This is a genomic window from Providencia sp. (assembly GCF_040396775.1).
Lineage (GTDB): Bacteria > Pseudomonadota > Gammaproteobacteria > Enterobacterales > Enterobacteriaceae > Providencia.
Window position 1 is genome coordinate 94,775 of record NZ_JBEBNT010000009.1, and the last position, 26,032, is coordinate 120,806.

Genomic DNA, 26,032 nt, shown 5'->3' on the forward strand with positions numbered 1-26,032 from the left:
TTATATTTTACCTGTTAGGCGGAATAAGGCTCAATCACCAAGGCGCTCAATGATTACTGTCGCAGATGCATAATGCCGTTCATCTGTGATGGAGACATGAAAACAGGTTGCATTTAAGCTTTCAGCAAGCTTCAACGCCTCCCCCTTTAAATGCAGTAATGGCTTACCTAGTTCGTCATTTGTCACTTCAAACTGGTTAAATGCCAGGCCATTACGGATACCCGTCCCCAAGGCTTTAGCGGCGGCTTCTTTAACTGCGAAGCGTTTTGCCAAAAAACGAGCTGGTTTTGCTTGCTGTTGATATTGCAAAAACTCTTTTTCAGTCAAAATTCGCTTTGCTAAGTTATCGCCTGTGCGTTCAATAACCGCCTCAATGCGCGTTATTTCGACGATATCCGTTCCTAACCCAACTATTGCCATTATTTGCGCGCTTCTAACATGATTTTTTTCATATCAGCAACCGCCTGTGCCAACCCACTAAACAGAGCGCGACCAATAATTGCATGACCAATATTTAACTCATAAATTTCAGGTAATTGGGCAATACGCTGAACATTATGGTAAGTCAAACCATGCCCTGCATTGACCTTGATTCCTTTACCTGCCGCGTAAGTGACGCCATCGCGAATACGGCGAAACTCTAACTCTTGTTCCTGTTCCGTTTTAGCATCCGCATATGCCCCTGTATGGATTTCAATAAATGGCGCTCCACATTCCTGAGCAGCATCAATTTGAGCATGGTCAGCATCAATAAATAAAGATACTAAAATACCCGCTTCCGTTAAGCGCTTCACAGCATCTGCCACTTTTTGTTTTTGGCCTGCAACATCCAAGCCCCCTTCTGTCGTGACTTCCTCACGTTTTTCAGGGACAAGGCAGCAAAATGCAGGTTTAATACGACAAGCAATATCAACCATTTCATCCGTCACGGCCATTTCAAGGTTCATACGCGTTTGTATTGTTTCGTTGAGTAGCGCAACATCCCTATCAGTAATATGGCGGCGGTCTTCACGTAAATGTACGGTAATACCATCTGCGCCTGCTTGTTCAGCAACAAATGCGGCCTGTACAGGGTCTGGATACTGTGTTCCTCGTGCATTTCTGACTGTCGCAATGTGGTCAATATTAACGCCTAATAAAAGCTCTGCCATTTTATACTCCCTTCAATAAACGGTAACCGATATTTCGATTCCACTATCCTACTGTAATTTTCAAAGTTCGGGGAATAAATCTCATATCATTCGGGGCAAATTCCAAAACAGCTGGGTTATTGCATGTAATGGACAAAAATTTTGCGAAGCGCTTCGTAAACTTTATGATGATTCGCAAAACTTAATGGTTTAACGCCATAAAATTAGGTACAACAAACACAGAGACAAGCGAAATAAATAGGAAAGGTGTAAAAAGAAAAGTGAAACCAAATACAACAGCTAATACATAAATAAAATCAATAATGAGTGATTAGTTTGATTTGTTTGAAGTAGCAGGTGAAGCAGTAAATTGCCGAAACAACTCTCTGCTTTTTAATGGTTTGCCGCCTAAATAAGGTTTTAATGCGATACGTGTAAAACGCTTAGCAGCCTTTAAGCTATCAGCATCAGGGAAATCACGACTTGCTAGTGCTTTTAATTGTTTGCCTGTAAAACTAAGTTGGTCAACAACTAAACTACCTATAAAGCCTTTTTCCTCTCGGTAACGGTACGTCATTGTGTCAGAAACAGCTTCCCCGCTACCTGCACAATGTAAGAAGTCCACGCCATAGCCGAGGTAAGATAGCAACGCTAGCTCAAACTGACGTAAGGCAAACTCAGGGGTTCGTTCACTCGCAGCTAGGACTTGTAAGCATGAAAGATAATCAAAAAATAGCGCGGAATAAGGTGTACCAAACTCAAGGACACGTGCGGTTAATTCATTAAGATACAGACCGCTATAAAGGACAGTTCCACTCAAAGGAAGTGCCAACGAAACAGGGTCTGCATTGATTAGGGTTTTGATTTCACCTTTGCCGCTCCAACGGATTAGCAAAGGTGTGAAAGGCTGTAAACAGCCTCTTAAAGGGGAGCGATTTCGGCGGGCACCTTTAGCCAGTAAGCGAATTTTCCCCTCACCTTCAGTGAAGAAATCAAGTAACAAACTTGTTTCACTGTAAGGCCTTGAATGGAGTACAAACGCACGTTGCCAGCCACTCACTTCGTCACCTACTATTTTAGATCGTCAACATAACCCAGACTGCGTAATGCCCTTTCGTCATCCGCCCAGCCTGATTTAACTTTGACCCAAAGCTCGAGGTGAACTTTGTTATCAAACATGCGTTCCATATCGATACGCGCTTCGGTACCGATGGTTTTCAGTTTGCTACCTTTGTTACCAATGACCATTTTTTTCTGGCCTTCGCGTTCAACAAGAATTAGGCCATTAATATGGTAAATACCCGTTTCAGTAACTTTAAACTGTTCAATTTCAACGGTAACAGAGTAAGGTAATTCATCACCCAAGAAGCGCATTAACTTCTCACGGATCATTTCTGATGCCATAAAACGCTGAGAACGATCTGTAATATAGTCTTCTGGGAAGTGATGCGTTGCTTCTGGAATATGTTGCTTCACAATTTTAGCTATTGTATCCACACCAGTACCTTTTTCTGCACTGATTGGTACAACATCTAAAAAATTCATTTTTTGACTGATAGCGCCAATATGTGGTAATAAAACCGTTTTATCCGTCACGTTATCAATCTTATTGATAGCTAAAATGACAGGACAACGTAAGCTTGATAGCTTAGTCAGCACCATTTCATCGTCAGCGGTCCAGTTGGTACCTTCAACGACAAAAATAACCAGTTCAACATCACCGATCGAGCTTGATGCCGCACGGTTCATTAAACGGTTAATCGCACGTTTTTCTTCAATATGTAATCCTGGGGTATCAACATAGATAATTTGGTAATTATCTTCTGTGTGGATCCCCATAATACGATGGCGAGTCGTCTGTGGCTTTCTCGACGTAATCGAGACTTTTTGCCCCAGTAATTGATTTAATAATGTCGATTTACCAACATTCGGCCGTCCAACTATGGCAACGAAACCACAGTGGGATTGTAATTCACTCATTCAAGCTCCAAAATTTTCAATGCTTGCTCTGCTGCGGCTTGCTCTGCTTTACGACGACTTGAACCAACACCATGGATGGGTTGTTCGATGCCACTCACTTGGCAGTGGATCGTAAACTCCTGATCATGAGCCTCACCTTTTACTTGAACCACTAAATAGTTCGGTAATGGCAAGTGACGCCCTTGCAGATATTCTTGTAACCGTGTTTTCGGGTCTTTTTGTTTATCACCCGGACTAATTTCAATTAATCGGCTTTGATACCAATCTAAAATAATTCTTTCAATCGTCTGAATATCGCTGTCTAAGAAAATACCGCCAATCAGCGCTTCTACTGTATCGGCAAGGATTGATTCTCGGCGAAATCCACCACTTTTTAATTCACCTGGACCTAAACGTAAACATTCACCGAGTTCAAACTCACGGGCAATTTCTGCCAATGTATTTCCACGAACGAGTGTTGCACGCATCCGGCTCATATCACCTTCATCCACTTTTGGAAAACGGTGATACAGGTCATTTGCAATCACAAAACTTAAAATTGAATCCCCTAAAAACTCTAGGCGTTCATTATGTTTGCTACTTGCGCTTCTATGTGTTAGCGCTTGAATCAACAAATCATGTTGTTTGAATTGATAACCAAGCTTACGTTGTAATCTTTCTACTAAAGAGGGGTTCATGTGCGCCCAACCATTTTTATTTGATAAAAAAGCACACGCAACAGACCTGTAAAATAATCTATTTTACAAAACTGTTGCGTTTGCACTGACTCCTTATCTACCCACATTTTTTGCAGCTCAGTAAAACTAATGATTAAAATCTTATTAGTTACAATGAGTTATAAAATAAAGGAGTTATAATTGGGGAGCCAATAATATTAACTAAATTATATTGTACACTGGGTAAAATAATAATGCTTCGGTTAATGCGGATTTTCAAATGAAAACCCGCACCGTCACTGCTGGCATATCCAATCTATGAAATTATAGTGGACCAATTCGACTAAAGCGAATGCCTGTTGGCCATTCGTTTTCTTGCTTATCGAGACTTAACCAAATAAACACCGCTCGGCCAACTAAATTTTGCTCAGGCACAAAGCCCCACATACGACTATCAGAGCTATTATCCCGATTATCACCCATCATAAAATATTGTTTTTCAGGCACAATCCATTCATTTAATGGCATACCTGGTTGTATATATTTTGCTTCAGTGATTGCTTGACGAATAATTAGAATTTGATGTTCAACCGTACCTAATTTTTCGCTACGCTCATATTGGCGCAATGCATTACGCGGCAGTTCTTGATCTAATGGAACTTCATAGTTCCCTTTTTGGCTATCAACAACCGATGCAACATCGAAAAACATTGTCCATTCACTCGGGTCCAATGGCCCATAAGTAATTGGCAAATTCTCTGTACATTTGTTATCGGCACAATTTGGGTAAATCGTCAGTTCCTTAGCATCCGGATTATAAACAATTTTATCGCCCGGAAGGCCAATTACACGTTTAACAAAATCAACATTTGGGTCACGGGGATATTTAAATACCGCAATATCTCCACGTTTGGGTTTACCCGTTTCGATTAGTGTCGTCTGTGTAATAGGGTCTTTTAAACCATAAGCAAATTTCTCAACCAACATAAAGTCGCCAACTAATAGCGTTGGCATCATTGACCCAGAAGGTATTTGAAATGGCTCATAAATAAATGAGCGTACAATCAGTACAATAGCTAACACAGGGAAAATAGATGTCCCTGTTTCTAGCCATGAAGGGCGGCGGACCGCATTTGCGACATCCGCTTCGCTCACCGCACCATTTGTTGCATCCTGTAACTGCTTAAGTTTTGCTTTGCGCGCTGGCGCAAATTTAAACTTATCTAAACACCAAATAATCCCAGTGATTAAGGTTGCCAGTGTTAGGATCAAGGCAAAGGTGTTAGCCATTGAGACTCCTTGTAAACTTAGTTGTCTTTACCAACATGCAATATAGCAAGGAACGCTTCTTGTGGTAGCTCAACGTTACCCACTTGTTTCATACGTTTCTTACCATCCTTTTGCTTCTGTAACAGTTTCTTCTTACGGCTAACGTCACCGCCATAACATTTGGCAAGTACGTTTTTACGCAGCTGTTTAACTGTAGAACGAGCAATAATATGGTTACCAATCGCGGCCTGAATCGCAATATCAAACTGCTGGCGAGGGATTAGTTCTTTCATTTTTTCAACTAACTCACGGCCACGGTATTGAGAGTTTGCACGGTGCGTAATTAACGCTAATGCATCGACACGTTCGTTATTGATAAGCACATCAACCCTAACCATATCAGATGGTTGGAAGCGTTTAAATGCGTAATCCAATGAGGCATAACCACGGGATGTCGATTTCAAACGGTCAAAGAAATCCAATACCACTTCAGACATTGGAATTTCATAAGTCAATGAAACTTGATTACCATGATAGACCATATTAGTTTGAACGCCACGTTTCTCAATACAAAGCGTAATCACGTTACCTAAGTATTCTTTAGGCATTAACATGTGACACTCTGCAATTGGCTCGCGCAATTCTTCAATATTGTTTAATGCAGGTAGCTTTGATGGGCTATCTACATAAACAATCTCACCATTGGTCTGCTGAACTTCATACACTACCGTTGGTGCCGTAGTAATTAGGTCAAGATCGTATTCACGTTCTAGACGCTCCTGGATGATTTCCATGTGTAATAAGCCCAGGAAACCACAACGGAAACCAAATCCTAAAGCCGTCGATGTTTCTGGCTCATAGAATAAAGAGGCATCGTTTAAGCTAAGTTTACCTAGCGCATCACGGAAATTTTCGTAATCATCAGAGCTTACAGGGAATAGGCCCGCATAAACCTGTGGTTTGACTTTTTTAAAGCCTGGAAGTGCTTTTTCCGCAGGATTACGAGCACCTGTTAAGGTATCCCCTACTGGCGCCCCTGTGATGTCTTTAATTGCGCAGACCAACCAGCCCACTTCACCACAGCTTAGTACATCACGGTCGACTTGTTTTGGTGTAAAAATACCAAGGCGGTCTGCGTTATAAACCTGCCCTGTACTCATGACTTTAACTTTATCGCCTTTTTTCAGTGAACCGTTTTTAATACGAATCAATGAAACAACACCTAAGTAGTTATCAAACCACGAGTCAATAATCAACGCTTGTAGAGGTGCATCCACATCTCCAGCAGGCGGCGGGATCTCCTTAACTAGGCGTTCAATCACATCTTGAACACCAATACCCGTTTTTGCAGAACAGCGAACTGCATCGTGGGCATCAAGGCCAACAATGTCTTCAATTTCATCAGCAACACGCTCTGGGTCTGCCGCTGGTAAGTCAATCTTGTTTAAAACAGGAACGACTTCTAAATCCATTTCAATCGCGGTATAGCAGTTAGCTAATGTTTGTGCTTCAACACCTTGCCCTGCATCGACAACTAAAAGCGCCCCTTCACACGCCGCAAGAGAACGAGAAACTTCATAAGAGAAGTCAACGTGGCCAGGTGTGTCGATAAAGTTTAGTTGATAGGTTTCACCGTCAGAGGCTTTATAATCGAGCGTGACGCTCTGCGCTTTGATGGTAATTCCACGCTCACGTTCCAGATCCATTGAGTCCAGAACTTGCGCTGCCATTTCACGATCCGTTAAACCACCACAAATCTGAATAATACGGTCAGATAACGTGGACTTGCCATGGTCGATATGAGCAATGATAGAAAAGTTTCTTATATTATTGATTTTCAAGGTAATATCTTCTTTTAAATTGCCTTACAAAATCAGCTTTGTGCAAATATCGCGACAAAACTAAAATGCTATGATTATCACAAGATTGTTAATTAGCAGCATTTTACATATAAGACCCCGCTAACACAAAGATTCAATGTAAAACAACTGTAAACTTGCCAAAGGTTAATGAGTTAGAACACTAATTTAGCGCTAATTTAACCCTCAAAATACTCATTTATTACGAACAATAACGAGTCTATTTTGATTTTTATCTCAAAAGAGGCTGAAAAATCAATTAATTGGTTATTAAACTCAATAAACCACAAAAGGAAAACATCACGTTTTCCTCTTTTTTAGCATGGTATCAAATAATGAATTGAATATATTGATATTTAACAGTTAACCTGTACCGAAAGCTCGGAAGGTGGTAAGCCTATTTGCAAGACGACAGGTTGAAATGCGTCATCATCACGCCAATGAGAGGCTAACTTCCGTGCAGTATAAAAACCAACCACTCCGCCTAACGCACCAGAAACAGCTACTAGAAATTGGCTAAAATCAAACGATTGAGCTAACCCTGCAAAAACAAACAACCCTAAAATCGGCGTTAAATACACCAGCATTGCCGAACGAATTAAACTCCCCTCAGGAATGCCAACTTCGATTTTTTGCCCTTCGACTAAAGGCTGTTCAATCGCAATTTCCAATTCATGTTCCGTGTTTGGCCCTATTTTGCTCAGCGCATAAGAACCGCACGTTTTACGAGCACCGCAACTTCCGCATCCTGATGAAGAACCATAACGCAGTAATGCTCTTCCGTTTTGCCAACGAATGACAGTTGCCCACTCTTTTACCATAACCTACTCCCGAAACTGAACACTACCTGCAATAACTTGTGCCGTTGGCAAAGGTAATTCGCCAATTACAGTGATGACATTTTGCTTTTGTGTCATTGTATAAATTGAACGGCGCCCATTTTGCATGGGTTGGTCTAACAATGGACCTTTTGCCGATTTCGTCACATTCACTGAGAAGGTAAATAACCCATCGCTGAACATTGCGCTTTCCACAACGTCGTCCTCACTTAATTTACGTATCGAACGCGATGTTTCTTCAAAACCCGGTGGAAGCATACCCACTTGCCATTTGAAGGATGGCGCTGCATTTTTAGGGTATACCAACAACGGCGGCATATTTACCTTACTCAGAGCAAGTAATGAATCATTTACTGTTTTACTGTCTAGTACTGTTGAGATGACACGAAATTGCTCTAATGTTTGACTGTTGTTATCCAGCAAATCAATACGTAATGGCAGTTTCGTTTCTTCATCTATTAATAGTACATAATTAAATCGGGAATTGTCTTTCGATATTATGCGGATCACTAAAGCAGGCCGATCACCGATATGCGTGCGGCCTGCATCAATAAAATTGTAATACGGTTTTATCTGTTCATAATTCGCAAATAAAACAGAAGGTAAGTTATCAACGATATTTTTACCATTCAAACTAAATGCATCGAATCCGGGTTCAAAGTAGCTAACACTGTCACCTTTTTGAACAATTTCTCGGCGCGATGAATCCATCTGTATCATTTGTGAAACAGAGACACCGTTAATAATTGCGTGGCGATATCTTACAGGTGTAATTGTTTGCGGGCTGAAAGTCATAAATGACATTTCATAAGAGAGGTTTTGGGCAGCATTCCCCATTTCTTTAAAAAGAACATCGGCACCGAGTTCAGATGCCGAAGCTTGATTAGAAATAATCAGGCTGCCCGTCAGGCAGATGACGGATAACCATTTTTTCATTATTTCAGCTTAACTCCTGCTGTAGATGCAGGTTGTTCAGACTGTTGATATTGTTGGTTCAGCATCGAGCGTCTTTCAATTTCGTATTGTTGCAGCATTGCATTAATACGTTGATTTTGCTGTTCAACCTGTTGAAGTTGCTGTTCGTTACCAAATAGTTGGTTATCTGAAATATTCAGACTTACAGGTGCACCACTTCCAACAGGAATGGTATTGAACATTGGCTCGTCGACGGTGGAATCAACAGCATTACTTTGGTTGTACTGTTGTACGCCCACAATAACAGCTAATGATACACAGGCCGCAACACCAATTTGAGTTATTTGGCTTGCCCAAGGACGGATTTTGCCCCAGAACGGGAAAGCACCCCAAGTCGCAGGTTCAGGCTGCGATTCGACAACTACCTGAGGATTAATACGCACAGCTTCATTCTCTAATGCTGCCGCAACTTTACTTGCAATATCAAAATGCATGACATCACCAGTATCATTACGCAGAGTATCACGAATAAGATGATAGCTCTCCCAACGTTGCTTTAACGTTGAATCACATGAAATGGCATTCACAAGCTCTAAATCTAGAGCTTCGCCATCCATCATTGCGGAAAGTTTCTCTCTTTGCATGCCCAATTACCTTCAGTTAATTGCATCACAATTATAATTAATCTGCTGATTTAATAGCATTAGTGCTGTTGAATCAGAGGTTGTACTTTATTATCAATCGCTTCCCTTGCCCTAAAAATACGCGAACGTACAGTACCTACCGGGCAATCCATAATTTCCGCGATTTCTTCATAGCTTAAACCATCAAGTTCACGGAGCGTGATTGCCATGCGTAAATCTTCAGGTAACGATTCGATGGTTTTAAAAACAACTTTCTTTAATTCTTCAGACAACATTAAGTTCTCTGGGTTCGAAATTTCTTTTAAAGCACCGGCGCTCTCAAAGTTTTCAGCATCACTCGCTTCAAGATCTGACGCGGGAGGGCGCCTGTCTTGTGCGACTAAATAATTTTTAGCCGTATTCACCGCAATACGATAAAGCCAAGTATAAAATGCGCTGTCACCACGAAACGAGCCGATAGCACGATACGCTTTTATAAATGATTCTTGTGCCACATCAGGCACATCCGCTTGCGGCACATAACGGGATACTAAACTGGCAACTTTGTGCTGGTATTTAATTACCAGTAAGTTGAAAGCTTGTTGATCGCCTTTTTGTACCTTTTCAACCAATAATTGGTCTGTTAATTGCTCGCTCATTTCGGAAAGCATCTCCCGAATTCAGGCTGATAATATGTTGACTTGTTCATGTTCTCCCATCCTAAAGCAAGCACTACTTTGAGTTATAGAAATCATTGAAGTTCAATTTAATCTAAAAAAATAGTCAAAAACTTACAAAAGTGCTGTTTTTTCATTTTCGAAGATCCCAAAGATCCTCATTAAAACAATTGTGTACAAATTACTTAAGGCTAAGAATACAGCATACGGATTTTGCAAATGAATGCTATAGCTATCACATTAATACAACATGAATAAGTAAATAGACCTAAGTCAAGATAGTGACTGTAAACATCTACCCAGCAATAGTAATCGACAATCTGATAGGCTAACATAAAAAAACACACTACATACTATTATATACAGCAAACACACATGAACGGATCCACACAGCATTACACTGATATTTTAATCATTGGCAGTGGTGTCGCAGGACTATCCGCCGCCTTACGCCTAGCCCCTTTTCACCAAGTGACTATTTTGAGTAAAAGCCGCTTGAGCGAAGGTGCTTCTTATTACGCCCAAGGCGGTATTGCCGCCGTATTTGATGATACCGACAGTATCGAATCCCATGTTGAAGACACGCTCATTGCGGGTGCGGGTATTTGCCATAAAGAAGCCGTTGAATTTATCGCTTCAAACGCAAAAGATTGCGTACAGTGGCTTATCGAGCAAGGAGTCCTATTCGATACAGAAATCACAGAAAAGGGTGAAACTCAGTACCACTTAACGCGAGAAGGCGGCCACAGCCATCGTCGCATACTTCACCATGCCGATGCGACAGGAAAAGAAGTCGAAACCACCCTTGTTGACCTTGCTTTTGCTCATCCAAATATCCATATAAAAGAACGCTATAACGCCGTTGACTTAATTCTATCCGAAGACAACGCACCTTCACGTATTTTAGGTGCTTATGTTTGGAATCGAAGGCAAGAGCAAGTTGAAACGATCCGCGCCAAAACCGTTATTTTAGCCACAGGTGGCGCAGCAAAAGTCTATCAATACACCACTAACCCAGACATTTCGTCAGGGGATGGTATCGCCATGGCATGGCGGGCAGGTTGCCGCGTTGCTAACTTAGAATTCAACCAATTTCACCCTACCTGCCTATTCCATCCACAGGCACGAAACTTTTTACTTACCGAAGCATTACGCGGTGAAGGTGCCTATCTAAAACGCCCTGATGGTAGCCGTTTTATGCCTGATTATGACGAACGCGAAGAACTCGCACCTCGTGATATTGTTGCCCGAGCGATTGACCATGAAATGAAACGCCTTGGTGCAGACTGCATGTACCTTGATATCAGCCATAAGCCAACCGATTTTGTGCAGCATCATTTCCCAACCATTTATGCCAAACTTATGACGCTAGGATTAGATATCACCAAAGAGCCTATTCCTATCGTACCTGCAGCGCATTATACCTGCGGAGGCGTGATTGTTGACCAAACAGGCATGACCGATATCGCTAACTTATATGCTATTGGCGAGGTCAGTTATACTGGCCTACACGGTGCGAACCGTATGGCGTCTAATTCATTGTTGGAGTGCCTTGTGTATGGCTGGTCAGCCGCAGAAAATATCAAATCAACACTGCAAAATATTGGTGAAGTACCGCACTTACCTGAGTGGGATGAAAGCCGAGTACATAACTCCGATGAACAAGTTGTCATCCAACATAACTGGCATGAGTTACGCTTATTTATGTGGGACTACATGGGGATTGTGAGAACAACTAAACGTCTCGAACGTGCACTTCGTCGCATTCATTTATTGCAGCAAGAAATTCACGACTATTATGCTAACTTTCGTATTTCTAATAATTTACTGGAGCTACGAAATCTGGTGCAAGTCGCAGAATTAATGGTGCGATGTGCGTTGGAACGTAAAGAAAGCCGCGGACTGCATTACACATTAGACTACCCCGATATGTTAGAAAATTCAGGGCCAACAGTCTTAAAGCCTGAATAAAACCACAAAACCAACGGGATCACCGTTCCGTTGGTTTTAATATTTAAGGTAAAATGGCTGGATCAATGCACGAAAATCCTCAGTATATTCACCGTGTTGCTCTTTTAGCGCTAAATTGCTCACTTGAGCGTGTGAATTCACCAATCGCAAGCCTAATAACATACGGTGAAATGATGTTGCTGGTTTATCACTCACATTGACTCTAAACGCTGTAAACCACCCACTTTCTTCGGCCATGGCTTGCACTTTTTCACCGACTTCATACGGTAACACTAAGCAGAATAATCCATTTTTCTTTAAACAACACTGCGCACATTTCAATAATACGTCATGAGTTAATGCACCTGTGTAGCGTGCTTGGTCACGTTGTTCATCTCGGCACGCCACCGCAGGTTCAAAATAAGGCGGGTTACTTACGATCAAATCATATTGAGTAAGTGAATGCTGACTATAGTGGATAATATCCTGATTAATAATTTTTAACCGCTTCGCCCACGGTGATTCGGCAAAATTGGCTTCAGCTTGATGTGCGGCCTGTACATCCAATTCAACCGCATCAATATGTGCATTTTGGTGGCGCTGCGCTAACATTAACGCAACTAACCCACTTCCACTGCCAATATCCAATGCAGATTGAACATCATCAACAGGCCCCCACGCCCCTAACAAAACGCCATCGGTGCCCACTTTCATAGCACATTGGTCATGGGCCACAAAAAATTGTTTAAATGTAAACCCGCCCTTGCGGTAGCTTTTTTTCTGCTCGCTCATCCACACACTCTGTTTATCTAAGCCCTGCTATTTTCTCATATTGAGCAAATAAAAGTCATCATTTAACCTATTTGCTACAATATAATTCTTATAATATGAGAATTATATTTGAGACGTGAAAATTTTACTGCTAAGTTCGAAAAAAAGGAGATGCGATGAACAGCATTAATAGAACCTTAGATGTCTTGTCCTACATCACAAGTTGTGCATCCCCAGTGACTCCACAAGTTATCTCAACCGCACTGGATATTCCATTATCAACGGTTTATCGCTTGCTAACAATTCTCATAGATTGGGAATTTGTCTCTCATGCAAAGCAGTATGGTACTTATTGTGTCGGCTCGCAGAGTATCAAAAATCACGAAAAATACTATCACCACAGTTTATTGATGGAAGCCACTAAATCAGAGCTTCAATCATTAGCAAAAAAAACACGCGAAACCGCAGCAATTATTACCTCAAATCTGCGAGAAACAATTTGTGTAGACATGATTGAAAGTGAACAAGCCTTGCGCTGCTCATTTATCATCGGGCGTGGTAATACCCTTATCAAAGGCGCCAGTGCCAAAACATTGTTGGCTTTTCACCAAACACAATACCAAGAACAAGTATTTGAAATACATGCAAAACAACTTACTTCTGACATAGATAGACAGAGGTTACAACAAGACTTGCAGCAAATCCGCAAACAAGGCTACGGCACGTCAACCAGTGAGATTGATGAGGGTGTATTTGGTGTTTCCGCCCCAATTTTTAAAGGAAATGATGTTCTGGCAGTTGTTTCTGTTATGGCCCCTGAATTTCGTTCAACTCACCGTGTTGACGAGTTAATTATACATACACGTCAAGCGGCGGATAACATCACTAAATTGATTAATTTGGAGTAACTATGACACAACCTTTCCAATGGCAAGGGCGCACGGATGGTGAAACACAAGAACATTTGCGTATTCATCAAGTGATTAACAAAATCTCACCCACACAATTTACGTTGATAGGCTTTGCCTCTGATGAAGGTGTTAGACGCAATAAAGGCCGTCAAGGGGCAAAAGCAGGCCCTGATGCCATTCGCCGCCAACTCGCTGGGTTACCTATCCACCAGCCACTGGCGATTAAAGATATGGGAACCGTAAGTTGTGATGATGGCGACCTTGAATCCGCACAACGTCATTTATCCGATAAAATTATTGAAAGTTTAACCGCAAATGAGCACCCAATTGTCTTAGGCGGTGGTCATGAAGTCGCCTTTGCCAGCTTTCAAGGGCTATTTGATTATGTCGAACAAAATCAACCGGGCAAAACCATTGGTATTATCAATTTTGATGCCCATTTTGATTTACGTGAAGCACCTGAAGCAACCTCTGGTACGCCTTTTTTGCAATCTGCACAATTATGTGAAAAACATCAACGCCCGTTCCACTACCTGTGTTTGGGCATCGCTGATCATGGCAACACCAAGGTACTATTTGATACCGCAGACCGATTAGGTTGCCAATACCTTCGTGATAAACAACTGAGTTTTTCGCAGCTTCCACAGGCCATAAAACAACTCCAAGCATTTATTGATGGTGTTGATTATTTATATGTCACGGTGGATTTAGATGTGTTCTCTGCCTCGATTGCCCCCGGTGTCAGTGCCCCTGCACCTAAAGGCATCTCTACTGAAGCGTTTGATGAACTTTTTGCTGTGATTAAAAACAGCAAAAAAATCGCACTCTTCGATATCGCCGAGTGCAACCCTGAATTTGATATTGACAACCACACCGCCAAGCTCGCGGCTTATTTGATTTACCAATATTTATTCTAATAAAACAACACAACAATTCGACTGATAAATAAAAATTACCTTTATAGCAACTCAGTAACAATGCCATAAAAATAATACATTGATGAGTTGTAGATGACATGAAATTTATATGTCATCACTAGTTTACACAGAAATGCTGAACTTTGATTTCAAAGTCTTTTTATGCCTTTAGATTTCAAGTTACAGCTAGGCGGCAAGCTGGATTATCCCTAGGAGCATACTGGAGTATGTGACTAGGGTGAGCCAGAGAAGCCAACAACGCTGTAGCTAGAAAGATAAAGGTATAACACAAAGGGAAACTTATGATTCTACACCTAGACGCACTATCCACCTTATTCCTCACCGTAATCTGCCTCCTCATGGGCATTCACTTAAAAAAACGCATTGAGTGGTTACAACGGTTTTGTATCCCATCTCCTGTAATTGGTGGATTTTTAGTGAGTTTAATCATTTGGGGATTGAAATCATTCAACCTCGCTGAAATAAATTTCGACACCAGCTTACAAACCTTCCTGATGGTCGCATTCTTCACCACAATAGGTATTGATGGCAGCTTCCGTATTCTCAAAACGGGTGGGCGTTTATTATTTATGTACCTGTTTATTTGCTGGTTTGTGGTGATATTTCAAGATACCTTTGGCGCAGGGTTAGCACATTTATTAGGTATCGAACCCGTCATTGGGATTATGGCGGGGGGTGTGTCACTTACAGGTGGCCATGGTGGAGCAGCTGCCTTTGGCGGAATGGCTGAAGGGCTTGGTGTACAATCGGCAACAGTTGCGGCCATTGCAGCAGCCACCTTTGGTTTAATTACAGGCAGCTTATTAGGCGGCCCTATCGCCACCTATTTGATTAAAAAATTCAATGTCCGCATTCAAGCAGATGAGAAAGTCGAAAAAATTCAAGTCCCTGAAACTATCGCAGGGAAAATTGAATCTATTGATGCACATGCTTTCTTGAAAATGCTCGCCTTGATCTTAGGGATCATGGTGATTGGCCAATTTGCTTCTGCACAGTTTACCAAAGCCACTGGTTTTTCATTACCTAGCTATGTTGGTGCGATGATCATTGCGATTGTCATTCGTAATATCAATGACCAGGTCGAATTATTCCGTATCAACCAAAAATCTATCGACCTGATTTCAGAGGTCTCGCTGGGCCTTTTCTTAACCATGGCCATGATGTCACTGAAGATTTGGGAATTAAAAGCGGTGGCACTTCCACTCTTCACCATTTTGTTGGCACAAGTTATCGTTTTAATTCTACTCGTCGTCTTTGTGATCTTTAGATTGTTAGGGAAAAACTACGATGCGGCAGTCATGTGTGCAGGCCTAATGGGTCATGGTTTAGGTGCGACACCAAATGCAATGGCGAATATGTCATCCGTGTGTGAGCGCTATAAGCATGTTTCCATGAAAGCCTTTATGATTGTGCCATTAAGTGGCGCGGTACTCATCGATTTAGTCGGTATCCCATACCATACTTGGTTGATTAATATGCTTAGCTAATAAATATATAAAAAGGAGAGTTTCGGCTCTCCTTATTTCTTTTGTCATTTCACTGATTTTTCCTCGAGTTATCACTCCCTGTCTGGTCTGAAAACAGTTACACTTGTGAAAAGCGGATTTTTTCAGGTGAACAATTTTGCTAACCTGTTTATAATCAGCGCCCCAAATAGAGGTATATCATGACTGCATCCACATTTTCTGAACTTGATCTCGATGAAAGCCTAATTGACGCGCTGTCAGACAAAGGCTATCAACGCCCCACGGCTATCCAAGCCGCTGCTATTCCAGCGGCAATGGATGGTCGTGATGTTTTAGGTTCAGCCCCAACAGGAACAGGTAAAACTGCGGCGTTCTTACTGCCAGCAATTCAACATTTACTTGATTTCCCAAGAAAAAAATCAGGGCCACCACGCGTTCTGATCGTTACGCCTACCCGTGAATTAGCTATGCAGGTTGCTGACCAAGCAAAAGAATTATGTGCACATAATCACCTAGACATTGCGACAATCACCGGCGGTGTTGCTTATATGAATCACGCTGAAATTTTCAGCGAAAACCAAGATATCGTAGTCGCCACAACAGGCCGCTTATTACAGTACATTAAAGAAGAAAACTTTGACTGCCGTGCTGTTGAAATTTTGATCCTTGATGAAGCTGACCGTATGTTAGACATGGGTTTTGCGAACGATATCGAAACCATTGCAGGCGAAACACGCTGGCGCAAACAAACCATGCTATTTTCAGCCACCCTTGAAGGCGAAGCCATCCGTGACTTTGCTGAACGTTTGCTGGAAAACCCAATTGAAATTGATGCTGACCCTTCTCGTCGTGAACGCAAGAAAATTCAGCAATTTCATTACCGTGCAGATACTGTCGAACACAAAACGGCACTGCTTTGCCACTTACTAAAACAAGAAGACGTAACAAAAGCGATTGTGTTTGTACGCAAACGTGAACGCTTACGCGAGCTTGTTCAATGGCTACGTGAAGCGGGAATCGAACCTTGTTATCTAGAAGGTGAAATGCCTCAAGCGAAACGTAACGAAGCGGTTCGCCGCCTTGTTGATGGCCAAGTGAAAGTCCTTGTTGCGACTGACGTCGCATCACGCGGTTTAGACATCGATAATGTCAGTCATGTTTTTAACTTCGACTTACCAAGAACCGCTGATGTTTACCTGCATCGCATAGGCCGTACTGGCCGCGCAGGTCGCAAAGGTACTGCAATCTCTTTAGTTGAAGCCCATGACTTCCCATTGTTGGGTAAAATTACACGCTACATTGAAGACCCAATCAAAGTGCGTGTTATCGATGCTTTGCGCCCAACAACAAAAGCGCCATCTGAAGCCATGCTAAACAAGCCAAAACCATCAAAGAAAGTGCTTGCGAAACGCAAAGAGAAAAAGAAAGAAGAACAAGTTAAGAAAAAAGAAAAAGTACGCCATCGCGATAAGAAAAATATTGGGAAACGTCGTACTCCAGTTAGTCCAGCAGCATCAGCGACTAGCGATAAAACACAATAATCAATCAAACGGGTTTCGGCCCGTTTTTTATTTAGTTCATCATATGAATAATTTTTTCTCGCATTTTTTTCCCTTCCTGCGTTAATGCATCATACTTAATAATATGATTATTAATGATATCTTTGCAGTCAAAACCCTGGTTGTTTTTTGTCCGCCAATCAGCACCACTTACCAACAATAATTCAGCCACATCTAAAGCATGGCTATTTAAAGCATCATGGAGTGGTGTATTCCCTAAATTATCTTTTATATCAACCATTAACCCATTGTCTAACAATATTTTAGACTGCATCACTCGGCCACTTTGAGCCGCTAAATGTAGAATACTTTTTTGCTGGGTTAATTGTGTATTTTTAATCGTTTGCCCATACGGTGAATCGATCAGAATTTGCATAAACTGCCCATTCATAGCTCGCGCTGATTGGTTCGCTAAAAAATCGAGGTCACATGTTTTATTGTGACATTCTAAAAGGTTTGAAAACTCAACAATATTGCCTTTTTTGATGGCACTTTTACAACTTTCTTGCCAATTAATTTTTTGTTGCTCTTCGATGATTGGGAATACTTTGAGCGGAAGCTCTACCGCTTTATCGTATTCCCCTGTAATCGCATTCCAATTATTCCACGGTTTATGTTTACACATCACCTTAATAATTTTCACCATCGTATGAGCAATAAAACTTCTTGTTAATAACCGGTGTGGTAACCAATTTTTCCAAGAACTCTGTTCGCTATAAGCCATTTTAATACGCGTTCCCAGCGCTGAAGGGATAGGTAAAGTATTTTGTAATGAATCAAGCCAGTCATATTGCACAGTGTAAAACCGTATCAGCCCTTCATTCGCCGTTCGTTCCGCAACATCGTAATCAAGTCCAATCTTGTTTACAGTATTTTTTGCCAGCCCTGCGGGGCTAAACACAACGGCAGGGCTATGACTCGCCAATGCGGCGATTGACGCAAGTCCACCGCCTAATGAATGACCTGTACAAATCAGATTTCCTTTTACTGCATTAAATAAAATATTCGTTAAGCCAACGGCTTGATAGTACTGAGGTTCATACTGTCCCAAGCCCTGACGGATACTGGCATAAAAATCCACAATATCGTTTGTGCCTGCAAAACACAGGATATATAAATTATTAAATCGACAGATATTCGCTTGAAATCCCGAAGCTCCATCACCAAGTAACTCGGCATCGATACCTAATGCATTAAGTTGTACATTATTTAGTCTCTCTACACCCAATATCTGTTGCCAATCAGTGTGGTAAGCCCCATGTGATAACATGGCTAAAATAAAGTCTTTTTTTTGTGCATCATGGCCAAAAAAATGTTCTTTTAACGTATTTTTTGACCAGCGTTCTCTTTCACATAATGAAATATCTAAACTGTGATTTTGCAAATAAATATCTAAGCCTTCCCTAGCAAGCGAAAGGTCATCCACTGAATTTAGTGTTGGTTGTATTGAAAAAGGCATAAATTCTCCCTAACAAATGCGTATGTTGGAAGAGTATTGGAAGCTAAATAGCGTTGAAGAGAAATAATCTACTTTATTAGAGACAAATAAAAAGCCATTGATATCAATGGCTTTAGAATTTATTATACTGTACTAGATGTAATAGTGTTTAAACTTTATTACAGGCTTTCAGTGAAAGTACGGGTAATAACATCACGTTGTTGTTCAGGGGTTAACGAGTTAAAACGAACGGCATAACCAGAAACACGGATAGTTAATTGTGGATATTTTTCTGGGTTTTTCACTGCATCTTCTAACGTTTCACGGCTCAATACGTTAACGTTTAAGTGCTGGCCACCTTCTACACGCACAGTAGGTTTCATTTCCAGTGGCACTTCGCGGTACTCAAAAGCCCCTAATTCGTCTTTAGCAACGATTTGGCCTTCATTATAATCAGCTTTAGCACAAACACAGCGAGCTTCATTTTTCTCGTTATCCAGTAACCAGAAAGAATTCAGTAATGCTGCATTATCAGTTTTAGTAATTTGAATACCTGTAATCATGTCGACCTCCACGTTCGAACTTGATTGCGCTTGATTTTTTGTATCAATCAAAGCTGCATTAACCATCAATCTTATGTAAATTTGTAATTGGATATTTGGTCTAACCAATGTCTATAGGTATTTTATACCAGCTCAATAGGTCATTTTCTTTGATATTTATCAATTATTCCGTATAGCAATTAATCAAATCCATTCAACTTTATGATTTAAATCAATATTCATCACGCTGATATTTTAATTATTTTTATAAGTTTTAAAATTAATTTGAAGTAAATTATAAAGATCAGGGCTTTATCTCTGTCCAACGAACCAGTAAGCTTATTAGCATCATTTGGTTCAGTTATAAATTGCGCCAGCCAACATTCATTGTTATGGAACATTTCATGTCAAATACCATTACATGGCACGACGTCATTGGCCCTGAAAAATTAAAACCGTATTTTAAAGAAACGTTAGCCTATGTCGCGCAGCAACGCCAAGCAGGCAAAGTAATCTACCCTCCACAAGATGATGTTTTTAATGCATTTCGTTATACCGAACTTGCTGATATTAAAGTGGTCATTTTAGGCCAAGACCCTTACCATGGTCCAGGCCAAGCACATGGGCTGTCTTTTTCAGTTTTACCTGGTATTAAGCCACCACCATCCCTTGTAAACATGTATAAAGAACTTGAAAAAGACATTCCGGGGTTTACACGGCCACCACATGGCTACCTCCTCAGCTGGGCACAGCAAGGTGTATTACTACTCAATACAGTGCTCACTGTTGAGCAAGGTAATGCACATTCTCATGCCCATTTAGGATGGGAAACATTTACAGATAAAGTGATTGAAGCGATTAATGAAAACACGGAAGGCGTGATTTTTTTACTTTGGGGCTCCCATGCTCAGAAAAAAGGCAAAATCATTGATACTAAACGACATCATGTTTTAAAAGCGCCTCACCCTTCTCCACTTTCTGCACATCGTGGCTTTTTAGGTTGTGGTCATTTTTCACAAACTAATGAAATTTTAGCTCAGCAAGGCAAAACACCGATTGACTGGGCACCTGTCATCAACGAATAATTTCAGATTGTAGATAAAAAAATGGGATACTCACGTATCCCATCCCATCAATTATTTAGACACAATAACCATGGCAGGTCTGAGTAAACGGTTATTTAACGTGTACCCTTTTTGCATCACATTAATCACATGATTAGCTTGGTGATCAGGTGATTCAATCATTGTCATCGCTTGGTGAACTTCTGGGTTGAATGGTACATTCACATCTCCAACAGCTTCGATACCAAACTTAGCGACAGCATCTAAGAACGTTTTCAGCGTTAAATCTAATCCTTCTAACATCGCTTTAGATTGCTCATTATCGCGATCAGCGGCATCGATAGCACGTTCCAAATTATCAATCACAGGCAAAAGTTCATTTGAGAACTTCTCAAGTGCAAATTTATGTGCTTTCTCAATGTCTTGTTCTGTACGACGACGAATATTTTCGATTTCCGCATGGGCACGTAACATCGCTTCGCGCTCAGTTTTTTGTGAAGCAGCTAATTGCTCTTCAAGCTCAGCAATACGCGCTGCTAACGCTTGTTCGTTTGCTTGTGCATCTTCTACTTGTTGAGCGTTCATTTCTTGTTCTGTTTGCACTTTTTGTGATTCATTTAGCTCAGAAGCTTGCTCATCATGCATGTTTTGGTCTTTACTACTCATGAATATCTCCGCGTATTTAGCATTAATCCCATATATGAGAGTATTATGGGGATCTAATACAGGGATTCAAGGGAAGTCATACAATGAGAGGCCAAAAAAGTATGCGAAAGGATAATAATACACCACAATCTCACTTTAAAACGATAGGCATTGTGGGGCACCCAAGGCATCCTGAAGCTTTAGCAACCCATGAACTTATTTATCACTGGTTAATTTCCAAAAATTACCATGCCATTATCGATAAGCAAGTTGCTAAAGACTTGAAATTAATCAATGCCACCACAGGTACATTAACCGAAATTGGCCAACAAGCGGATTTAGTTATTGTTGTTGGCGGTGATGGCAACATGTTAGGTGCCGCCCGTATTTTGTCTCGCTACAATAACAAAGTCATCGGTGTAAACCGTGGAAACTTGGGCTTTTTGACTGATCTCGACCCTGATAATGCCTTACAACAGTTATCTCGAGTACTCGAAGGCGAATATCGAGAAGAACAACGGTTTCTCCTCGAAGCGAAAGTCATCAAACCTAATCAAAAAGCCCGAAAAAGCAGTGCGATTAATGAAATCGTTCTACACCCCGGAAAAGTCGCTCATATGATTGAGTTTGAAGTCTATATTGATGAAAAATTTGCATTTTCACAGCGTTCTGATGGCTTGATTATCGCTACGCCAACAGGCTCAACAGCCTACTCTCTATCCGCTGGGGGCCCTATTTTGACCCCTAATTTAGATGCTATTGTCTTAGTTCCCATGTTCCCCCATACCTTATCATCACGCCCTTTAGTCATAAGTAGCGATAGCAGTATTCGCTTAAAGTTTATACGAACCAATATTGATTATGAAGTCAGCTGTGATAGCCAAATCATGTTGCCAATTCAAGATGGTGAAGAGGTTATTGTAAAACGTAGTAATAAAAATCTGAATCTAGTTCATCCTAAAGATTATAACTATTTCAATACATTAAGCTCAAAATTAGGGTGGGCGAAAAAAACTTTCTAATTTTTTGACTCTGCCTCTTTACTGTATAAAAAAACAGTTTAAACTGTATAGAAACACAGGTGTTTATTTCCACAGGAGAGCGCAGATGCTTACTCAATTAACCATCAATAATTTTGCTATCGTTCGTGAGCTAGAAATTGATTTTCGCAGCGGTATGACAACCATCACCGGTGAAACGGGTGCGGGTAAATCTATTGCAATTGATGCGCTCGGCCTGTGCTTAGGTAACCGAGGTGAAGCCAATATGGTCCGTCCAGGTGCACAACGGGCCGACCTTTGCGCTCGTTTCTCCCTCTCTGACGCAAAAATAGCGGCTAATTGGTTGGTAGAACACCAACTAGATAACCAAAGCGAATGTTTATTACGCCGTACTATTTCCTCAGACGGTCGCTCTCGCGGGTTTATTAATGGCGTCTCGGTTCCGCTCTCCCAGCTCAGAGAACTAGGCACCTTATTAATCCAAATTCACGGCCAGCACGCACATCAATTATTGCTTGATAGTACACATCAGAAATCCTTACTTGATGCCTATGCGAACCAGCAAGAACTGCTTGTACAAATGAAGCAAGCATGGCAATCATGGCATGATTCATGCCAGCAACTCGCGGTATTTCAAAAACAAATGCAAGAACGTGAATCACGTCAGCAATTATTGGATTATCACTTAAAAGAACTCAATGAGTTTCTACCCGTTCAGGGGGAATTCGAGGAGATTGACCAAGAATACAAACAACTTGCAAATCACGGTCAATTTTTAACAATTGGGCAGAGTGCAGCGCAAATTTTGTCTGAAAATGATGATGCCAATGTTATCAGTCTGCTCAATATGGCGAAAAATGAATTAAACGATCTTGTTACACTAAATCCAAAATTCTCAGGGTTGCTTGATATGCTAGAAGAAGCATCAATACAAGTCAGTGAGGTCAGTGATGAAATAAAACACTACTGTGACCAATATGAACTTGATCCTAATCGCTTGTTTGAACTAGAGCAGCGCATTTCTAAACAAATCAGTTTAGCGCGTAAACATCACATTATGCCTGAAGCTCTACCTGAATTATTTCAACAACTTTTGTCTGAACAAGCGCAAATCGCCAACCAAAATGAAGACTGTGAAACATTAAATTCACAGGTTCTTGCTGACCACCAAAAAGCGCTCGCTTGCGCGGAACGCTTACATCATGTTCGTTTACATTATGCACAAGAACTCAGCACACTCATTACTAACAGCATGCACCAACTGTCTATGCCACATGGCTTATTCACGATAGATGTAAAATTTGTACCTGAACAACTTCAAATTGATGGCGCTTGTAAGATTGAATTTAATGTCACAACCAACCCAGGGCAACCACACCAATCACTTGCAAAAGTTGCCTCAGGGGGTGAGCTTTCACGTATTGCCCTTGCAATTCAAGTGATTACTGCTAAGAAAATGGATACTCCCGCATTAATATTTGATGAAGTAGATGTCGGTATTAGTGGCCCTACCGCCGCTATTGTAGGTAAATTATTACGTGAACTTGGCGAATCCACGCAAGTCATGTGCGTCACTCACCTGCCTCAAGTTGCGGGGTGTGGGCATCATCACTTTTATGTGAGCAAAGAAACAAATGGCGTTGAAACCGAAACACATATGCAATTACTAGATAAAAAAGCACGATTACAAGAACTTGCAAGGCTTTTAGCGGGTTCTGAAGTCACAAAAAATACGCTGGCTAATGCAAAAGAACTACTTGCAGCATAATTTTTGACAACTTTTTTGCATTCATGTGGTCTTAGAGTCGATAAGGAAGGTTTTAAAATGTATCAATGTCGATTATCATTGATGTTCTGACTCCAAAAGGAATGAGATATCCATGCGTTATAAATTGTTAACTGCTGCTGCACTATCACTCGCATTAATGTCTACGGGCTGTTCAATGATGGAACGTCTTGTCTATCACCCGGACATTAACCAAGGTAATTACCTCACAGCGAAAGATGTTGCTAAGATTCAAAAAGGAATGACACAGCAACAGGTCGCTTATACTTTGGGCACACCAATGTTATCCGACCCGTTTGGTACTCAAACCTGGTATTACGTATTCCGCCAAGAACTGGGGCATGATCCAGTCAAGCAAGAAACGCTGACACTTATTTTTGATCGTAATGGCATCCTTACTGATATCAAAAATGAGAAGAACCTCGCAGCTCAGGAATCTATGGAAGCTGCTGAAACTAAAGCAGCTGACTAATAATGCATATGCATTGATATATAACTAAAAATGTAGCTACCTATAACTGAATGTTTGTAGGTAGTTATTTGTGTTTTTATTAATATCTGATAATACCTTCTGAGCTCTAACCTTACAGCTACAGATGACAGAAACAAAAAAACCGAGCAAGTTGCTCGGTTTATCAACTCACTAAAGTCTAATTATTTTTCGCTTCTTTCGATTTTTCAGCACGCTTACGACGCAACTCCTTTGGATCTGCAAGTAAAGGTCGATAAATTTCAACCCGCTCACCATCTTGTACCGTATCGGAAAGCTTTGCTGGACGGCTATATATTCCCACTTTATTCTTTTTTAAATCGATATCATCACGTAGTGCAAGGATACCTGAAGCAACAATTGCGTCTTCTATTGTGGATCCTTCTGCAACTTTTACAGATAACAAAAATTGCTTTTCAGGAAGCGCATATACCACCTCAATATTGATATCAGACACTATAAACATCCTTAGCTCTTAGTGTAAAAGCTTGAACCATATTATTAGCAAGTTCTTTAAAAATTTTGCCAAATGCTAGCTCTATCAACTTATTGGTAAATTCAAAATCAAGGTGAAATTCAATTTTACAAGCATCTGCACTTAGAGGAATAAATCTCCACCCTCCAGACAACTTACTAAACGGGCCTTCTACCAATTGCATATGAATACATTTATTGTCTTCAAGCACATTTTTAGTGACGAACGTTTTGCTAATTCCCGCTTTTGATACCTCAACAGAAGCCGTCATTTCCTCAGCACTGTGGCTGATAACACGGCTCCCCACACACCCAGGTAAAAAACTTGGGTATGAAATCACATCATTTACGAGTTTATACATTTGTTCTGCGCTAAAAGGGACTAACGCAGAGCGACTAATCTGTGGCATATCAATTCCTATCCCTAAAAACTGGGCATATAATAGCACTATTGATTGGTTAAACAAAAAACAAAACCTTTACAGGGCAAGAAATGCACAATCAAAAAAATATCAGCTCAGAAAGATTTCTTTCGACTCAGCTTACAGTATAATGATTGCACTATGACAAAGAAAAAACCATATAAACCCGGTTCAGCAACAATTGCTATGAACAAGCGTGCTCGCCACGAATATTCTATCGAAGAGGAGTTCGAGGCGGGTTTGTCCCTACAAGGTTGGGAAGTTAAATCACTACGTGCTGGCAAAGCTAATATTGGTGACAGTTACGTATTACTTCGAGATGGCGAGGCCTATTTATTTGGTGCTAACTTTACGCCTCTCAATGTTGCATCTACTCATGTGGTCTGTGACCCAACACGTAGTCGTAAACTATTGTTAAACCAACGTGAATTAGATACCCTTTATGGTAAAGTTAACCGTGAAGGCTACACCGTCATCGCACTTTCTCTCTATTGGAAGAATGCATGGTGTAAAGTAAAAATCGGTGTTGCTAAGGGTAAAAAAGCCCATGATAAGCGTTCTGATATCAAAGAACGTGAATGGCAGCTCGATAAAGCACGTATAATGAAACATTCTAATCGCTAAGTC

General features: G+C 40.9%; 27 protein-coding genes. 10 read left to right on the top strand and 17 right to left on the bottom strand.

Annotation, left to right across the window (positions count from 1 at the left end):
* Positions 1–30: 30 nt before the first annotated feature.
* From acpS to rpoE, 11 genes are all read right to left on the bottom strand, one after another.
* Positions 31–420: a holo-ACP synthase gene (acpS, locus tag ABWP91_RS11565; RefSeq protein ID WP_353243420.1), complete on the bottom strand. Its 390-nt coding sequence runs from the start codon at positions 418–420 to the stop codon at positions 31–33.
* Positions 420–1,151 carry a pyridoxine 5'-phosphate synthase gene (gene pdxJ, locus ABWP91_RS11570; RefSeq protein ID WP_353243421.1) on the bottom strand — a complete coding sequence of 244 codons (732 nt, stop codon included), beginning with the start codon at positions 1,149–1,151 and terminating at the stop codon, positions 420–422. The genes acpS and pdxJ overlap by 1 nt, the downstream gene beginning before the upstream one ends.
* Before the next feature lie 310 nt (positions 1,152–1,461).
* Positions 1,462–2,190 (bottom strand): DNA repair protein RecO, encoded by a 729-nt coding sequence (gene recO, locus ABWP91_RS11575; protein ID WP_353243422.1) that lies wholly within the window; start codon positions 2,188–2,190, stop codon positions 1,462–1,464.
* An 11-nt stretch (positions 2,191–2,201) separates the two neighbouring features.
* A complete protein-coding gene (gene era / locus ABWP91_RS11580; protein ID WP_273803573.1) occupies positions 2,202–3,110 on the bottom strand; it encodes a GTPase Era in 909 nt (302 codons plus the stop codon).
* Complete coding sequence (rnc, locus tag ABWP91_RS11585) at positions 3,107–3,787, bottom strand: ribonuclease III (protein WP_206082511.1); 681 nt, start codon at positions 3,785–3,787, stop codon at positions 3,107–3,109. Before rnc ends, era begins: the two co-directional genes overlap by 4 nt.
* Positions 3,788–4,090: 303 nt before the next feature.
* A complete protein-coding gene (lepB, locus tag ABWP91_RS11590) occupies positions 4,091–5,056 on the bottom strand; it encodes a signal peptidase I (protein ID WP_353243423.1) in 966 nt (321 codons plus the stop codon).
* Between the two features lie 17 nt (positions 5,057–5,073).
* A complete protein-coding gene (gene lepA, locus ABWP91_RS11595) occupies positions 5,074–6,870 on the bottom strand; it encodes a translation elongation factor 4 (protein WP_353243444.1) in 1,797 nt (598 codons plus the stop codon).
* Between the two features lie 380 nt (positions 6,871–7,250).
* The gene (gene rseC / locus ABWP91_RS11600; protein ID WP_353243424.1) at positions 7,251–7,715 is read right to left on the bottom strand and encodes a SoxR-reducing system protein RseC; all 465 of its coding nucleotides are present in this window, start codon (positions 7,713–7,715) and stop codon (positions 7,251–7,253) included.
* A 3-nt stretch (positions 7,716–7,718) separates the two neighbouring features.
* On the bottom strand, positions 7,719–8,669 hold the full coding sequence (rseB, locus tag ABWP91_RS11605) for a sigma-E factor regulatory protein RseB (protein ID WP_353243425.1): 951 nt from the start codon (positions 8,667–8,669) through the stop codon (positions 7,719–7,721).
* Positions 8,669–9,292, bottom strand: a complete 624-nt coding sequence (gene rseA / locus ABWP91_RS11610) for an anti-sigma-E factor RseA (protein ID WP_353243426.1) — start codon at positions 9,290–9,292, stop codon at positions 8,669–8,671. The genes rseB and rseA overlap by 1 nt, the downstream gene beginning before the upstream one ends.
* A 59-nt stretch (positions 9,293–9,351) precedes the next feature.
* Positions 9,352–9,930 carry an RNA polymerase sigma factor RpoE gene (rpoE, locus tag ABWP91_RS11615; protein ID WP_219246909.1) on the bottom strand — a complete coding sequence of 193 codons (579 nt, stop codon included), beginning with the start codon at positions 9,928–9,930 and terminating at the stop codon, positions 9,352–9,354.
* 393 nt (positions 9,931–10,323) lie between these two features.
* Here rpoE and nadB point away from each other — a divergent pair, with 393 nt between their 5' ends.
* A complete protein-coding gene (nadB, locus tag ABWP91_RS11620) occupies positions 10,324–11,919 on the top strand; it encodes an L-aspartate oxidase (RefSeq protein WP_353243427.1) in 1,596 nt (531 codons plus the stop codon).
* A 36-nt stretch (positions 11,920–11,955) separates the two neighbouring features.
* Here the strand turns inward: nadB and trmN are convergent, their stop codons facing one another.
* The gene (gene trmN / locus ABWP91_RS11625; protein ID WP_353243428.1) at positions 11,956–12,690 is read right to left on the bottom strand and encodes a tRNA(1)(Val) (adenine(37)-N(6))-methyltransferase TrmN; all 735 of its coding nucleotides are present in this window, start codon (positions 12,688–12,690) and stop codon (positions 11,956–11,958) included.
* Positions 12,691–12,845: 155 nt separating this feature from the next.
* On the opposite strand from trmN, the gene ABWP91_RS11630 reads away from it, so the two are divergent.
* From ABWP91_RS11630 to srmB, 4 genes are all read left to right on the top strand, one after another.
* Positions 12,846–13,577, top strand: a complete 732-nt coding sequence (locus tag ABWP91_RS11630; protein ID WP_353243429.1) for an IclR family transcriptional regulator — start codon at positions 12,846–12,848, stop codon at positions 13,575–13,577.
* Positions 13,578–13,579: 2 nt separating this feature from the next.
* Positions 13,580–14,497, top strand: coding sequence for a formimidoylglutamase (hutG, locus tag ABWP91_RS11635; RefSeq protein ID WP_353243430.1), 918 nt, complete (start codon positions 13,580–13,582; stop codon positions 14,495–14,497).
* A gap of 302 nt (positions 14,498–14,799) precedes the next feature.
* Positions 14,800–16,005: a sodium/glutamate symporter gene (gltS, locus tag ABWP91_RS11640; RefSeq protein WP_353243431.1), complete on the top strand. Its 1,206-nt coding sequence runs from the start codon at positions 14,800–14,802 to the stop codon at positions 16,003–16,005.
* Positions 16,006–16,184: 179 nt separating this feature from the next.
* Positions 16,185–17,525, top strand: coding sequence for an ATP-dependent RNA helicase SrmB (srmB, locus tag ABWP91_RS11645; RefSeq protein ID WP_353243432.1), 1,341 nt, complete (start codon positions 16,185–16,187; stop codon positions 17,523–17,525).
* A gap of 31 nt (positions 17,526–17,556) precedes the next feature.
* On the opposite strand, the gene ABWP91_RS11650 is transcribed toward srmB, so the two are convergent.
* Positions 17,557–19,002: a Tle-like phospholipase domain-containing protein gene (locus ABWP91_RS11650; RefSeq protein WP_353243433.1), complete on the bottom strand. Its 1,446-nt coding sequence runs from the start codon at positions 19,000–19,002 to the stop codon at positions 17,557–17,559.
* 158 nt (positions 19,003–19,160) lie between these two features.
* A complete protein-coding gene (grcA, locus tag ABWP91_RS11655) occupies positions 19,161–19,544 on the bottom strand; it encodes an autonomous glycyl radical cofactor GrcA (protein WP_042844740.1) in 384 nt (127 codons plus the stop codon).
* Positions 19,545–19,927: 383 nt separating this feature from the next.
* Here grcA and ung point away from each other — a divergent pair, with 383 nt between their 5' ends.
* Positions 19,928–20,608, top strand: coding sequence for a uracil-DNA glycosylase (gene ung, locus ABWP91_RS11660; RefSeq protein ID WP_353243434.1), 681 nt, complete (start codon positions 19,928–19,930; stop codon positions 20,606–20,608).
* Between the two features lie 51 nt (positions 20,609–20,659).
* Here ung and grpE read toward each other — a convergent pair whose 3' ends face one another.
* Complete coding sequence (gene grpE, locus ABWP91_RS11665) at positions 20,660–21,253, bottom strand: nucleotide exchange factor GrpE (RefSeq protein ID WP_353243435.1); 594 nt, start codon at positions 21,251–21,253, stop codon at positions 20,660–20,662.
* Between the two features lie 101 nt (positions 21,254–21,354).
* Here grpE and nadK point away from each other — a divergent pair, with 101 nt between their 5' ends.
* From nadK to bamE, 3 genes are all read left to right on the top strand, one after another.
* The gene (gene nadK, locus ABWP91_RS11670) at positions 21,355–22,254 is read left to right on the top strand and encodes an NAD(+) kinase (RefSeq protein WP_353243436.1); all 900 of its coding nucleotides are present in this window, start codon (positions 21,355–21,357) and stop codon (positions 22,252–22,254) included.
* An 85-nt stretch (positions 22,255–22,339) separates the two neighbouring features.
* Entirely contained in the window at positions 22,340–24,001 is a 1,662-nt protein-coding gene (gene recN / locus ABWP91_RS11675) for a DNA repair protein RecN (RefSeq protein ID WP_353243437.1), read from the top strand.
* A 112-nt stretch (positions 24,002–24,113) separates the two neighbouring features.
* Positions 24,114–24,491 carry an outer membrane protein assembly factor BamE gene (gene bamE, locus ABWP91_RS11680; RefSeq protein WP_353243438.1) on the top strand — a complete coding sequence of 126 codons (378 nt, stop codon included), beginning with the start codon at positions 24,114–24,116 and terminating at the stop codon, positions 24,489–24,491.
* 178 nt (positions 24,492–24,669) lie between these two features.
* Here the strand turns inward: bamE and ABWP91_RS11685 are convergent, their stop codons facing one another.
* Positions 24,670–24,966 carry an RnfH family protein gene (locus ABWP91_RS11685; RefSeq protein WP_353243445.1) on the bottom strand — a complete coding sequence of 99 codons (297 nt, stop codon included), beginning with the start codon at positions 24,964–24,966 and terminating at the stop codon, positions 24,670–24,672.
* Positions 24,959–25,393: a type II toxin-antitoxin system RatA family toxin gene (locus ABWP91_RS11690; protein ID WP_353243439.1), complete on the bottom strand. Its 435-nt coding sequence runs from the start codon at positions 25,391–25,393 to the stop codon at positions 24,959–24,961. Before ABWP91_RS11690 ends, ABWP91_RS11685 begins: the two co-directional genes overlap by 8 nt.
* A 153-nt stretch (positions 25,394–25,546) precedes the next feature.
* Between ABWP91_RS11690 and smpB the strand changes: the two genes are divergently transcribed.
* Positions 25,547–26,029, top strand: a complete 483-nt coding sequence (gene smpB / locus ABWP91_RS11695) for an SsrA-binding protein SmpB (RefSeq protein WP_206082532.1) — start codon at positions 25,547–25,549, stop codon at positions 26,027–26,029.
* Positions 26,030–26,032 lie beyond the last annotated feature (3 nt).

What these genes read in the sequence shown, in the direction of transcription:
- acpS (WP_353243420.1), bottom strand. Translation starts at nt 420, where the DNA reads ATGGCAATAGTTGGGTTAGGAACGGATATCGTCGAAATAACGCGCATT.
- pdxJ (WP_353243421.1), bottom strand. Translation starts at nt 1,151, where the DNA reads ATGGCAGAGCTTTTATTAGGCGTTAATATTGACCACATTGCGACAGTC.
- era (WP_273803573.1), bottom strand. Translation starts at nt 3,110, where the DNA reads ATGAGTGAATTACAATCCCACTGTGGTTTCGTTGCCATAGTTGGACGG.
- rnc (WP_206082511.1), bottom strand. Translation starts at nt 3,787, where the DNA reads ATGAACCCCTCTTTAGTAGAAAGATTACAACGTAAGCTTGGTTATCAA.
- lepB (WP_353243423.1), bottom strand. Translation starts at nt 5,056, where the DNA reads ATGGCTAACACCTTTGCCTTGATCCTAACACTGGCAACCTTAATCACT.
- rseC (WP_353243424.1), bottom strand. Translation starts at nt 7,715, where the DNA reads ATGGTAAAAGAGTGGGCAACTGTCATTCGTTGGCAAAACGGAAGAGCA.
- rseB (WP_353243425.1), bottom strand. Translation starts at nt 8,669, where the DNA reads ATGAAAAAATGGTTATCCGTCATCTGCCTGACGGGCAGCCTGATTATT.
- rseA (WP_353243426.1), bottom strand. Translation starts at nt 9,292, where the DNA reads ATGCAAAGAGAGAAACTTTCCGCAATGATGGATGGCGAAGCTCTAGAT.
- rpoE (WP_219246909.1), bottom strand. Translation starts at nt 9,930, where the DNA reads ATGAGCGAGCAATTAACAGACCAATTATTGGTTGAAAAGGTACAAAAA.
- nadB (WP_353243427.1), top strand. Translation starts at nt 10,324, where the DNA reads ATGAACGGATCCACACAGCATTACACTGATATTTTAATCATTGGCAGT.
- trmN (WP_353243428.1), bottom strand. Translation starts at nt 12,690, where the DNA reads ATGAGCGAGCAGAAAAAAAGCTACCGCAAGGGCGGGTTTACATTTAAA.
- ABWP91_RS11630 (WP_353243429.1), top strand. Translation starts at nt 12,846, where the DNA reads ATGAACAGCATTAATAGAACCTTAGATGTCTTGTCCTACATCACAAGT.
- hutG (WP_353243430.1), top strand. Translation starts at nt 13,580, where the DNA reads ATGACACAACCTTTCCAATGGCAAGGGCGCACGGATGGTGAAACACAA.
- gltS (WP_353243431.1), top strand. Translation starts at nt 14,800, where the DNA reads ATGATTCTACACCTAGACGCACTATCCACCTTATTCCTCACCGTAATC.
- srmB (WP_353243432.1), top strand. Translation starts at nt 16,185, where the DNA reads ATGACTGCATCCACATTTTCTGAACTTGATCTCGATGAAAGCCTAATT.
- ABWP91_RS11650 (WP_353243433.1), bottom strand. Translation starts at nt 19,002, where the DNA reads ATGCCTTTTTCAATACAACCAACACTAAATTCAGTGGATGACCTTTCG.
- grcA (WP_042844740.1), bottom strand. Translation starts at nt 19,544, where the DNA reads ATGATTACAGGTATTCAAATTACTAAAACTGATAATGCAGCATTACTG.
- ung (WP_353243434.1), top strand. Translation starts at nt 19,928, where the DNA reads ATGTCAAATACCATTACATGGCACGACGTCATTGGCCCTGAAAAATTA.
- grpE (WP_353243435.1), bottom strand. Translation starts at nt 21,253, where the DNA reads ATGAGTAGTAAAGACCAAAACATGCATGATGAGCAAGCTTCTGAGCTA.
- nadK (WP_353243436.1), top strand. Translation starts at nt 21,355, where the DNA reads ATGCGAAAGGATAATAATACACCACAATCTCACTTTAAAACGATAGGC.
- recN (WP_353243437.1), top strand. Translation starts at nt 22,340, where the DNA reads ATGCTTACTCAATTAACCATCAATAATTTTGCTATCGTTCGTGAGCTA.
- bamE (WP_353243438.1), top strand. Translation starts at nt 24,114, where the DNA reads ATGCGTTATAAATTGTTAACTGCTGCTGCACTATCACTCGCATTAATG.
- ABWP91_RS11690 (WP_353243439.1), bottom strand. Translation starts at nt 25,393, where the DNA reads ATGCCACAGATTAGTCGCTCTGCGTTAGTCCCTTTTAGCGCAGAACAA.
- smpB (WP_206082532.1), top strand. Translation starts at nt 25,547, where the DNA reads ATGACAAAGAAAAAACCATATAAACCCGGTTCAGCAACAATTGCTATG.